Annotated in this window: 9 protein-coding genes and 1 riboswitch; of the genes, 4 read left to right on the top strand and 5 right to left on the bottom strand. The window is 42.7% G+C overall.

What is annotated here, in order from left to right:
• The first annotated feature begins 56 nt into the window (after positions 1–56).
• The 3 genes from ABIB50_RS14885 to ABIB50_RS14875 all read left to right on the top strand — a co-directional run bounded on the left by ABIB50_RS14885 (position 57) and on the right by ABIB50_RS14875 (position 4,407).
• The gene (locus tag ABIB50_RS14885; RefSeq protein ID WP_429380786.1) at positions 57–458 is read left to right on the top strand and encodes an energy transducer TonB; all 402 of its coding nucleotides are present in this window, start codon (positions 57–59) and stop codon (positions 456–458) included.
• A gap of 81 nt (positions 459–539) precedes the next feature.
• Positions 540–2,081, top strand: a complete 1,542-nt coding sequence (locus ABIB50_RS14880) for a hypothetical protein (protein ID WP_429380784.1) — start codon at positions 540–542, stop codon at positions 2,079–2,081.
• Between the two features lie 13 nt (positions 2,082–2,094).
• Entirely contained in the window at positions 2,095–4,407 is a 2,313-nt protein-coding gene (locus tag ABIB50_RS14875) for a GH92 family glycosyl hydrolase (protein ID WP_429380782.1), read from the top strand.
• Between the two features lie 83 nt (positions 4,408–4,490).
• Here ABIB50_RS14875 and ABIB50_RS14870 read toward each other — a convergent pair whose 3' ends face one another.
• The 5 genes from ABIB50_RS14870 to ABIB50_RS14850 all read right to left on the bottom strand — a co-directional run bounded on the left by ABIB50_RS14870 (position 4,491) and on the right by ABIB50_RS14850 (position 10,138).
• A complete protein-coding gene (locus ABIB50_RS14870; protein WP_429380780.1) occupies positions 4,491–5,177 on the bottom strand; it encodes an SIR2 family NAD-dependent protein deacylase in 687 nt (228 codons plus the stop codon).
• A gap of 65 nt (positions 5,178–5,242) precedes the next feature.
• Positions 5,243–5,824, bottom strand: coding sequence for a DUF6580 family putative transport protein (locus tag ABIB50_RS14865; RefSeq protein WP_429380778.1), 582 nt, complete (start codon positions 5,822–5,824; stop codon positions 5,243–5,245).
• 52 nt (positions 5,825–5,876) lie between these two features.
• Positions 5,877–6,944 carry a YncE family protein gene (locus ABIB50_RS14860; protein ID WP_429380776.1) on the bottom strand — a complete coding sequence of 356 codons (1,068 nt, stop codon included), beginning with the start codon at positions 6,942–6,944 and terminating at the stop codon, positions 5,877–5,879.
• A gap of 11 nt (positions 6,945–6,955) precedes the next feature.
• Entirely contained in the window at positions 6,956–8,971 is a 2,016-nt protein-coding gene (locus tag ABIB50_RS14855) for a TonB-dependent receptor plug domain-containing protein (RefSeq protein WP_429380774.1), read from the bottom strand.
• Between the two features lie 111 nt (positions 8,972–9,082).
• Positions 9,083–9,282: riboswitch (cobalamin riboswitch) on the bottom strand.
• Between the two features lie 22 nt (positions 9,283–9,304).
• A complete protein-coding gene (locus ABIB50_RS14850; protein ID WP_429380772.1) occupies positions 9,305–10,138 on the bottom strand; it encodes a DUF2911 domain-containing protein in 834 nt (277 codons plus the stop codon).
• A 228-nt stretch (positions 10,139–10,366) separates the two neighbouring features.
• Between ABIB50_RS14850 and ABIB50_RS14845 the strand changes: the two genes are divergently transcribed.
• Positions 10,367–11,923, top strand: coding sequence for a M20/M25/M40 family metallo-hydrolase (locus ABIB50_RS14845; RefSeq protein ID WP_429380770.1), 1,557 nt, complete (start codon positions 10,367–10,369; stop codon positions 11,921–11,923).
• Positions 11,924–11,951 lie beyond the last annotated feature (28 nt).

Genomic DNA, 11,951 nt, shown 5'->3' with positions numbered 1-11,951 from the left:
GTTGGTTTTTAGATTAATTAATGTAGTATATTTATATCTACTTAATAAGTCGGTTTATGAAAAAGGCGCTATTCATCCTTATCGTTATTTCATTTACGCTTAAAATACAAGCGCAAACCACATCTTACCAAAACTCTCCTATTCTTGAAGATGCCGATACCATGCCTGAATACAAAGGCGGCATGGATAATTTTTACTATAAACTAAGCCAAATCCATTATACATTTTCAGATAGGATGTATGGCTGCCAGGGGCGCGTAACTGTAATGATGGTAGTTGAAAAAGATGGCAGCATAAGCAACCTGAAAATAGTAAATGGATTATCAGCAAAACAAGACGAAGAAATACTGCGTGTTGTTCGGCGTTTAAACAAATGGAAGCCAGGCACAGCTAATGGAGAGCCTGTGCGGGTGTTGTGCGCAATCCCTATCAATTTCAAAATCAAACAACCATCATAGTATCAGTTTTTTTACAGCGGTTGTAACCTATTATGCTAAAAAGATTTAGCATATTTAGTCAACCAATATTAAACTGATTTTATGAAACCCAAAAAGCTATCCCCTGCTGCTTCAGCTGTTGGTAAAAATCCGCGTCGTACATTCATTAAAAACAGTGTTACACTGGCTGCTTTGATAGCTGCTGGTCCGCTGGTTAAAATATCGGGATTTGCAGCTAACAAACCCGCTAAAGAGTTAATAAATGGTCTGCAGGTAGGCATGGCTTCGTTTGCTGATGAAGGTGTCGATAGCGTATTGGATACCCTGCAAAAACGCGGTGCTATTAACACCATTTTCTTAAATACATTTACTTATGGCGATGGCCTATCAGGCAGGCAGGTTGGCGGACAGCCATTCCCTGATCATGGGCCACAGGAAAAAGATCTTAACTACCATGGCGGCAACTACGCTATCCCCCATGCCCAATATTATAAAAACACAACTTTAAAAGATACGCGGTCGCCGGAGTATGGTAGCCGTGACTTGGTTGCCGAAGTGATAAAAGGCACCCGCAAACGCGGCATGAAAGTATTTGCTACCATTGAAGACCAATGGCGCGATGATGTGCCCGGTATAGATGATTGCCGCGAGGTGGATCTGATAGGACGCAAAACAAAAACAACCTGTTTATTTAATCCAAACGTCCGTGCTTTTTGGACAGCCCTGGCTACCGATACTTGTGCAAGCTATGATCTGGACGGCCTTGTATTCTTTAACGAACGCAGCGGCCCGCTATTGAATGCTTTGGGTGCAAGCCATTTGGTTGGTACGGTTGATCCCTCTAAATCAACCTGCTTTTGCCAGTATCACCAGGAAGCTGCAAAGAAACGCGGTATCAATTTCGAACGCACCAAAGAAGGCTACCATAAACTGGATGCCTTTGCAAAAGCGGCTTTAGCTGATCAGCGACCAAGTGATGGTTATTATGTCGAGTTTCAGCGGATCATGCTGGAATACCCGGAGATAGTTGCCTGGGATCAGCTGTTTGACTATGGTAAGCACCAGATTGTTGATGATGTTTATAAAGCCATTAAGGCACTCGGCAAAAAACAATTGGTCGGCTTACATATTGAGCACGTTAACTCATTTAACCCTTTCTTTCGCGCTACGCGGGATTATGCAGACTTGGCAACACGGGTTGATTTCCTGAAGATCGTTGTTTATAACAATTGCGGTGGCGAACGTTACCAGCATTTTATAAAAAACATAGGTTCGACCATGTTCAAGGATATCCGGCACGAAGAACTAATGAGGTTTAACAGCCGGCTATTAGGCTATAGCGAAAATGAAGCATCATACGATGATCTTCCTATGGCTGGCTTGTCGCCTGATTATGTTTATCGCGAAACACAACGTGCACTTAAAGGGGTTAAAGGCAAATGTTTGATCTTCCCCGGCATTGATATTGGTATCCCGACAGGAAAGAACAGCCGAAAGCAATCGCCTGATGATGTTTATAAAGCCACCCTTGCCGCTTATAAAGCCGGCGCTGATGGGATTATCATATCCCGTAAATACTCTGAAATGAAACTGAACCTTATTGATGCTGCCGGGCGTGCTATCCGCGAAGCGACAAAAGGTTAATCCCTAAAATATAATGAAAGAAGAAGCAAAAGACGGAATTTCAAGACGTAAGTTTATGCAGGCCGGCAGTATGCTGGCTGCAGTAGCAGCAATACCTGTTACGGTTAAAGCTGCTGTAGATAAGCTTGCAGATGATCACGCAAAAACGGAAGAAGACTACCTGCAATATATTGACCCTACAATAGGCAATATAGCCCCGCTGTTAAACACAAACCGCCCGGTGGTACACTTACCTAATCAAATGGTTCGCACGCACCCAAGGCGCCAGGATTATTTAGACGACCAGGTATCGGGATTCCCTTTATTGTCGTTGAACGTTATAACGCCACAAGTTATATTCTCTGTCAGGCCGGCAAAAGGTACACTTACTGATGCCGACTGGAACGAGCGCCTTACCTACGACCATGATATGGAAGTAACACACCCCTGGTATTATGCAACAACACTGATTGATAAAGACATCCGGGTTGAACATACAGTTGGCAAACGAGGCGGCATGTATAGGTTCAGGTACCCTAAAGGGGTTGCTAAGCATGTGCTGCTTACGCACTGTTATGATAATGGCTTATATGACATCGCAGCAGATGGCAGCATAACAGGCACCGAGCTTGTAATGGACGGTATCCATGCGCAAAAGGGTAAAGCTTATATGTATGGTACGTTCTCGGGCAAACCCGTAAGTGTTAAACTAAATGGCGATAAGGATTGGGGCAAATACACCGTACAAGGTGCATTAGCTACGCCCAAAATGATGAACGGCGAAAAGGTGGCCATGAGCTATGCTAAAGCTGATGGAGATACCGTCGAGTTTAGATTTGCGGTTTCCTTTATCAGCCCCGAACAGGCGAAGAAGAACTACATGGAGGAGTTCACCCATATCACTTTTGATCAGTTAGCCGCACAAAGTAAAGAGATATGGAGAAAAGAGATCGGTAAGATAAAGGTTGAAGGCGGTACCGTTGGGCAAAAACGAACGTTCTACACGGCGCTTTACCGCAGCTATGTGCGGATGTACAACATCACCGAAAGTGGTGATAAGTACTTCAGCGGTTACGATGATAAGGTACATGACGATAAACGCAACGTGTATACGGATGATTACACCTGGGGCGATTACATAGCGCAGCACCCGCTGCGCTGCATCCTTAACCCGGCGCAGGAAGGTGATATGCTGCAGTCGTACGTTAATATGTACGAACAGAGCGGCTGGATGCCCGAGTACCCAAAAGTATTCGGCGATCGTCCGGGCATGTTTGGTTTTTACTCGGCAGTGATGTTTTTGGATGCATACCGTAAGGGCATTCGTAACTTCGATACAAAGAAGGCGCTTGAAGGCATGCTAAAGAATGCTGAGCAAGCCACTATGCTTGCCTCCACAAACGGCCCTAAAGGTGCGCTGGAAGACTTTTATTACGAAAAGGGCTACTATCCTGCCCTGAACATCGGCGAGGCTGAGAACGACGCTGTAGCTAAAGTGCACCGTAGCGCACGGTCGGCAGTGGCAGTAACATTGGCCGCAAGTTATAACGACTGGGCGGTTAGCGAGCTGGCTAAAGAGTTAGGCAATAATACGGTGCACCTTAAGTATGCCCCGCGTGCCAAGAACTATAGGAACTTATGGAGCACTGAAAAGACGCTGTTTATGCCTAAGAATGATAAAGGCGAATGGGTGAATATCGACCCAAAAACACAGGGGCAATCTTACTATAACGAGAATAACGGCTACACCTATAAATGGGGTGTTACGCATGATATTGAAGGGTTAATTGAACTAATGGGCGGCAAGGATAAGTTTGAAAGCGAGCTGGATCAATACTTCCGCGAAGGTTTGGGTAGCAGCCGTGCAGCGTTTTACGCGAAGTTCCCGGATATGACAGGATTAATAGGCCAGTTCTCTATGGGTAATCAATGCTCGTTCCAGATCCCCTATTTCTTTAACTACACCAACAATCCCTGGAAAACCCAAAAATGGACCCGGTTTATACTGGATGTTTACTTTAAAGACAATGTTTTAGGCGTGGCCGGTGATGAAGATGGCGGGTCAATGTCATCGGTAGTCGTGTTCTCGGCTATGGGCTTCTTCCCGGTTAAGCCAGGCTCGCCAATGTATACCATTACCAGCCCGTTGTTTAGTAAGGTGGCTATAGATTTGCCAAATGGCAAGACATTTACTTTGATAGCTAAAGGATCATCAAAAACTAAAAAGTATATCCAGTCGGCAGCCATGAATGGCAGGAAGCTGGATAAGCTATGGTTCTCGCACCAGGACCTGGTTAATGGCGGTACATTGGTTTTAGAGATGGGCGAAATGCCGGTGAAAGCGTAACAGGTGATCCACTTTAAAATGTGGATCACCTGGATCATCTCTTTTAGTGACCCTAAATGCTATGATCATACTGTTTTTTAAAATCAATTGTTTGTTAACCCCTTCACCAGCTCCGGTACGCCGACAGTTGCTTTTTCTTCTATTTTTATTAGGTTTTTTACCCGGTTAACATCCGGAATATTAGGGTCTATGATATACTTGGGTACATTATAATGCACATAGTTGATTAAGCCTGCTGCCGGGTACACCGCTAATGACGAGCCCACCAAAATAAAGATATCAGCCTGCTGACAGATCCGTGCCGACGGTACGATCATCGGCACATCCTCGCCAAACCAAACTACATGCGCGCGCAGTTGCGAACCTAACTCGCACATCGCCCCCATTTTAAGTTCCCAGCCATCAATCGGGTAAGTAAGGTTTGAGTCGATGCTTGATTGCGAACGTGTAATAACCCCATGCAAATGCATCACCTTAGTTGATCCGGCACGCTCATGCAGGTCGTCAATATTTTGGGTGATGATGGTTACGTCGTATTGCTTTTCTAATTCGGCCAGGGCATAATGCGCGGCGTTGGGTTTGGCTGCAAGCGCATCCCTCCTGCGCATATTATAAAAATCCTGTACCAGTTGCGGGTTTTGCTGCCATGCCTCGGGTGTTGCCACCTTTTGTATATCGTAACCTTCCCACAGGCCGTCGCTGTCCCTAAAGGTCTTTAAACCGCTTTCAGCGCTTATACCGGCGCCCGTTAGTACAACTATTTTTTTCATAAATAAAAGCTCATAAAAAAAGCGTCCCGATATATCGGGACGCTTTCACATATATCGTATAGTTATTAAAGTGCTAATTTGTGGTTGGTACGCAATACGGTATACTTGCTCTTAGCCAGCTCAAAACCGCCGAATAATACAAGCCCAAAAACAGCATCTCCTAAAAACATATTTTGCTCAAACGGCAATGCGGCAACTAAGGCCTCCCAATATCCAAGTACCGTGTATGGATAAAGTGCTGCAGCGCCGTTTATCCATGGCAGATCCATAATTAACCAATGAACAGCTACCGGTGCAAGTAAAATAACCACGCTATTAACAACAGTCAGTTTTTTAATTTGGGAACCAATAAATACGGTTATTGAAAAACATACGCAATTCCAAAAAGTATCACTGCTCCATAAAGACCACTGCCCGGTGTATGAATGATTGATGATAACATCACTTACAAAAAATGTTAACAGTACAACAACGTAAGCTTTCCACTTTTCGTTAAAATATACCCCGCCAAAAATTGCTAATGCACCTACCGGCGTAAAATTACTCCAGATCTGGTATTTTAAAGTTAATAACCGGGTAGCTGTCAGGATGATTATGACCAAAGCCAGTATGATGTTCCTTGTGTTTATTTTTTGTAATGATGACATGCCGTAAAATTACATATTAATCCTAAAATTACTAAAGAATAATTTATAGGAATTATTTATTGATCAATACTATTTTACCTGGATTAATACCGGTAGTTATAACGTATTCTTTTTTACCATTTTTATCAAAAGCGGTTAAAGTTCCGTTTGATGCATAGTCCTTAGCGTCTGAAATGAAGATCTCGCCGGTTAATACATCGCCTGATATGGCATACGGAGTAGTAATAGCTGTACCGTCGGTAACAAAGTTTGCAGATGATAGCGTTTGTGTTTTAGCATTATAAACAGCTATCTTGTTATCAACTGTTGGATAGTAAACAAAATCTCCTTGTGCGTAAATCGGCACATTATAACCTAAACTTAAATCTGCTTTTGATTTAACAACATCTGTTGTATTATTTATGATAGTTAATCCGGGATTAACGTTTTGTGTATTAGTGATGATTCCTAATGATAATACATATACATTTCCAAATGTATCTGCGGTAACCGAAATAGGATCTGCGATAACAGTTACTTTTTTAACTTCTGCCAATGTAGTCAAATCAATAACTGATACCGTAGTTCCAACATTTGGATAATCTAAACCACCTGAATTGGCTACATATAGTTTTCCATTTGCAATAGCCATTTGCTCCGGACTGCTACCTACATTGATGGTTTTAGTAATAACCATAGTAGCAGTGTCAATTACAGATACGGTGTTATTATAAGATGTTACGAAAGCATTTGTTTTGTAAAAAACAACACTGCGTGGTTGATTTAGCGTAATGGTTTTTAAAACTTTAGAAGTTTTAGCGGTACTAACATAAACCAGGTTTGAGTTATTTACAACGATATACATTTTAGATCCATAAATCCCCAGGTCATTACCGGTATCGCCAAGCTTATTAGTGTTAGTCGCTACAAAAAGGTCGCCTGTTAAAGCTTTGGTGGTGTAATCATAATAAGTTAAGGTACTGTTGTTTTTACTGAAAGCACCCTGGTTTAATATATAAACACCGGCTCGTTCTGCTGTAGGTTTATCCGGAGTTGGGTCTGTTTTATCTTTATGGCATGATGCCAGGATCGTTGTAAATGTTAACGCGATAAAGAGGTTGTGAAGTTTAATTTGTTTCATGAGTTATTGTTTTATATAGTTATTTGAAATGAAATTCTGAATGACCGGCCGGGCATGGGGTAACTTTGCACCACCATATAGTTGGTATTAAATACGTTATTAACCCCCGCAGATAAACTAACCGGAAAATGATTAACAGCGCCTTTATAAACTACCGACGCGTCGCTGATACCATAAGCCGGCATATAATCGATAGGCAGGTTATCGTTGTCGTAATATCTTGATGACGATATTACCTGGTTGTAATACAAACCAAATGCACCCTCACTAATACCAGCGTTTATAGCCACTGTATGTTTAGGGGTGTAGGGCAACTGATTAAGATAGATAGCTGCTGTAGGGTCCGTAACATTTTGTACTTGCTGAAAGGTGTAGTTTGCAGCTAATGTTACCGTAAAAGGTGTAAGCTTCGCCTGGGTTTTTAATCCGGCGTCAATCCCCAATACTTCTACCTTGCCTGTGTTGCGGGCATAACCATTATAAAGGCTTGGTATATTTATAATTTTATCGGTGATGTTGTTGTAATAAGCATCGGCGGTAAAACTCAGGTAATCAAACAATCCGGTGAGACTTTTCAGGTAACTAACACCCAGATCATACTGCTTTGTAAGTTCGGGCCTTAGTTCGGGGTTTATACTGAAACCATAATATTGGTCATTAAACGTAGGCGCCCTGAATATGTATTTATAAAAGCCGCGCAGCTGTAAGTTTTTATCAGTAAATGGTTTTATCATGGCTATAAAAGTAGGCGCATAGATGTTCCTGTCGGGTGTTGTGGTGCCGGTTTTTACGGTTTCGTGCAGGTGTGTATTAAGTAAGCTGCCCTGCAGCGTAAAATCACCTAATATTAAATTACTTGCCAAAACATTAAGTATGGTAAGCCGTGTTGGATAACGAAAACCAGGCAGATCGGCATTCATATTATTTACAGCCAAATCTGCTGCATATGATATTTGCCAGTTTGGTTTGATAGAGTAAGCCAAAGCTGCCGACTGGTAATATTCGCGCTGGCTAAAATGCTGATCAAGCACTCCTGCGGTATTCGGGAACTGCGGATCAAGATAGCGTAACTGGTTTTGTGAGATTTTTGAGTTGAGTAATAGTTGCAGTCCGCTGTTCCATTTATGCTCATAGCCACCCTGCAAAAACAGGTCGCGGTTGTACAGCTTTTGTCCTTCGGGCGGTATCTTGTAAAGTATTACAGCACTTGGTAAACCCCGGTCAGAATTATAATAGTTAAGCCGCAGGTTAAACTTGCTGTTATTACCGGTCCAATATAAAGTACCATCAACCTGCTGGATAGCCACCGCTGATCCAACGCGTTTTTGTTTGGTGTTGGTAGCGCCGTCAAAAAGTAAAAAATTGTAGCCCCCGTCCGCATTTATGGTGTAACTATTTATAACAAACGCCCACTTATTGCTAAGCCGCTGCTGCCATTGCAGATACGGGCTTACCAAACCAAAACTGCCCGCTTTTATCCCGGCGGTTACCAGGTAAGGCTTTTCTGCGGATAAGTTGGGTTTTACGGTTTCGATAGCTAAGACAATTGCTGCTGCAAAGGCCCGTGCTGTTTGTAAGATATCTGGCGGCTGTGCATTATATAAGGTGATCCGCTGGATACCGTTTACGTTCAGCTTACTCAAGTCTATCTGCCCGTTCTCGGCATCGTTTACCTGTACACCGTCATATAAAACTGATGTATGATTAGCGCCAAGCCCCCTAACGGACATTGTTTTTAAACCGCCGATACCGCCATAATCTTTAATGATAACACCCGAAAAATCACGGATAGCATCTGCTACGTTAAATGCGTTATAACGGATAAAATCGCCTGAAGATATAGACTGCGATGGCACAACAAGCTGCATGGCCGGTATAGCCGAAGTATTTATTTGAACTTCTTTTAGCTTTTTAGTAGTATCGCTTTGCGCAAAAACAGAAATGGTTGACAATAAAAAGGCCGATAGCATTAAACATCCACACAAATGCGCCGGATATTTTAATAAGTATGCTACTGTTTTGTTCATGGCCTGATGCAAGTAAAACTTACAGCCTGAAGGAAGAGTGATAATGGAATGAAAACACGCCGGTTTTACAGGTGAGCATCACATCCAAGCTTCAATCCCCGAAAGCTGTGAATAATATATAATGCTCTGGCAGGTCTTCTGACTTACTCCCCTTTCGTCCTGTCTTCCCATCCGGGTATCCGGATAGTGACTAATGAATGGACTATGGTTATGGAGCTTACAGCTGCGGGACAGTTACAGAATTACACTGTATTCCCTTTTAATCCCTAATGATTGTTATCACCAGGAAACCTAAAGCATTGCAAAAGTAGGATAAGTATTGGATATCGCAAACTATTTAATGTAGCCGGCATCGCGCAGTACTTCTTTATTCATGCGGATATATTCGGCGTTCTCGTCCTTTTCAGCTATAAACAAGCCTACTTTGGCAGTATTAATGGCTCCTTTTTTGTCCCCCATTTTTAACAAGATCCTGGCTTTCCAGTACTTAACGTTGTAAGCATCGGGTTGTGTTTTTTCCTGTTCCGTCATCCAGGCCAGGGCTTTAGTCATATCTAAATTATGGTTGTAATACCATACTGCGGCAAGGTAGTAGGGCTTATCCTTCCCTTTCATCATCCGGTTAATATTGGCTATTACGCGGTCATTAACATTGGCTTTTAAATGAAGTGCTATGCCTGTGCGTTCCCATAAAATTTGCAGTATCCCCTCATCAATATGCACATCAGTGAATTGCATAGTTAAAGTTTCAAGCGTAATTGGTAAACGATAAGGTTTTACTTTAAAACGCAGCAAGTCCTGTTTTTGATCATATGAATACGCGCCCCATTGTTTAGCCACTTTGTTTATAATTACAGTCCACTCGGTAGCGCCGGGTATCGTGAATAAGGAATATTCGCCCGGCTTAATTTTATGGCCTTCAATAGTCACTTCGTCAGTAAACTTTATTATGGTAGCTGCGTTGGCACCGGTGCGCCAAACAACGCCGTATGGTTCTGTACCATTAAATATCTTGCGACCTTTTACATCAGGCCTGCCATAGGTTAAGCTGATGGTGCCCAGACCAAATTCCTGGTCGATATGTTGAGTTGAACTAAAATTTGGGATCTGCGCTTTAAGCGTTAGCACAGATAAACAGATTACAAAGCAGGAAAGTAGCGTTTTCATCAAGGTGTTTTTTTATGATAAGACTAAGTATAGTTTATAGTTGGTTGCTAAACTTAGACGTAATTTTTTGTAAAGGTTTATTCAGTTCGATCAAATAAAATATTTGGTATCCGACTAAACAACCAAGTAATCGGCTTATTGTTGCAATAAATGCAATTAACAATAGCATCAAATATATAATTTGTTAATAAATTAGTATACCTCGGCACAAATTTTTAAATTAGGTTCATGAAAACTGAACTCACACTCCGCTTTACCAGCCGGCTTAAAATCGCTATGTCTTTTGCCGGCATGTTGCTTTGCAGCAGCACCTTTGCGCAATCAACCCAATCTGTTGTCGACGCTATTGTACAGGAAGAAACCAACAATTCGCAATTACCAAAATTAGCCCATGAACTTTTTGATGGCGTTGGCCCCCGTTTAGTGGGCACCCCGCAAATGAATAAAGCAGGCGACTGGGCAGTCGAGAAATATAAAAACTGGGGAATATCAGCTAAAAAAGAAAACTGGGGCGTATGGCGCGGCTGGGAACGCGGCATATCGCATATTGATATGATATCGCCCCGCGTAAAATCATTAGAAGGTACACAACTGGCCTGGAGCCCTGGCATGGGTACAAAAACGGTTACCGCACAAACTATCATCATTCCTGATCTGGAAGATTCCGTTGCTTTCCAGAAATGGCTGCCTAATGTAAAAGGTAAGTTAGTAATGATATCCATGTTACAGCCAACCGGCCGCCCGGATGATAACTGGAAAGAGTTTGCTTTCCCCGAAGTAATTGATAAAATGAAAACCGAGCGTACAGCAATGACCGCTGCCTGGGCCAAACGCATCCGGAAAACCGGTTATACATTAAGAACATTACCTATTGCATTGGAAAATGCGGGCGCTGTTGGCGTGATAAGTAATTATTGGTCGGCTGGTTTTGGGGTTGATAAAATATTCAGTGCCTATACTAAAAAGGTTCCTACAGTTGATATCGCGTTAGAAGATTACGGTATGCTTTACCGTTTAACCGAATCGGGCAACCCTCCTACTATTATGCTGCACACCGAGTCGAAAGAGCTTGGTGAAGTACCTACCTTCAACACCATTGCCGAAATTAAAGGATCAGAAAAGCCTGACGAATATGTGATGCTATCGGCACACTTTGATTCATGGGATGGCGGCACAGGCGCTACAGATAACGGTACCGGTACCCTTACTATGATGGAAGCTATGCGTTTGTTAAAGAAATTTTATCCTCACCCAAAACGTACTATACTGGTTGGCCATTGGGCAAGTGAAGAAGAAGGGTTAAACGGATCGCGTGCTTTTGTTGAAGATCATCCTGAAATAGTAAAAAACCTGCAGGCTTTATTTAACCAGGACAATGGTACCGGCCGCGTTATAAACTTAGGCGGTGCCGGTTATACCGACGCAAAAGACTATTTACCACGTTGGCTTGCAGCAGTACCTGATACGATTAAACGCCGTATTAAAACAAATTTCCCGGGACAGCCAAGTGGTGGCGGATCTGATAACGCTTCGTTTGATGCTGTTGGCGCGCCGGGTTTTTCAATAGGTTCGCTTAACTGGTCGTACTTTAATTACACCTGGCACACCAACCGCGATACTTACGATAAAGTTGTATTTAGCGAAGTAGCCAATAACGCTATGCTTGCCGCGATATTAGCTTATATGGCCAGCGAAGATCCCGAAAAAACAAAAAATATAAAAGTTGAAGGTGTAAAATGGCCCGAGCCTGTTAAGGCCATGCGCCGTGGCGGGTTGGATAAATAATAACCTTTACACAACAAAAAAGCCGCCC

The sequence above is a fragment of the Mucilaginibacter sp. UYCu711 genome (genome assembly GCF_050433825.1).
Classification (GTDB): Bacteria; Bacteroidota; Bacteroidia; order Sphingobacteriales; family Sphingobacteriaceae; genus Mucilaginibacter.
Note: the sequence above shows the minus strand (reverse complement) of the source record. Positions and strands in the feature narration are given on the sequence as shown.

What these genes read in the sequence shown, in the direction of transcription:
- ABIB50_RS14885 (WP_429380786.1), top strand. Translation starts at nt 57, where the DNA reads ATGAAAAAGGCGCTATTCATCCTTATCGTTATTTCATTTACGCTTAAA.
- ABIB50_RS14880 (WP_429380784.1), top strand. Translation starts at nt 540, where the DNA reads ATGAAACCCAAAAAGCTATCCCCTGCTGCTTCAGCTGTTGGTAAAAAT.
- ABIB50_RS14875 (WP_429380782.1), top strand. Translation starts at nt 2,095, where the DNA reads ATGAAAGAAGAAGCAAAAGACGGAATTTCAAGACGTAAGTTTATGCAG.
- ABIB50_RS14870 (WP_429380780.1), bottom strand. Translation starts at nt 5,177, where the DNA reads ATGAAAAAAATAGTTGTACTAACGGGCGCCGGTATAAGCGCTGAAAGC.
- ABIB50_RS14865 (WP_429380778.1), bottom strand. Translation starts at nt 5,824, where the DNA reads ATGTCATCATTACAAAAAATAAACACAAGGAACATCATACTGGCTTTG.
- ABIB50_RS14860 (WP_429380776.1), bottom strand. Translation starts at nt 6,944, where the DNA reads ATGAAACAAATTAAACTTCACAACCTCTTTATCGCGTTAACATTTACA.
- ABIB50_RS14855 (WP_429380774.1), bottom strand. Translation starts at nt 8,971, where the DNA reads ATGAACAAAACAGTAGCATACTTATTAAAATATCCGGCGCATTTGTGT.
- ABIB50_RS14850 (WP_429380772.1), bottom strand. Translation starts at nt 10,138, where the DNA reads ATGAAAACGCTACTTTCCTGCTTTGTAATCTGTTTATCTGTGCTAACG.
- ABIB50_RS14845 (WP_429380770.1), top strand. Translation starts at nt 10,367, where the DNA reads ATGAAAACTGAACTCACACTCCGCTTTACCAGCCGGCTTAAAATCGCT.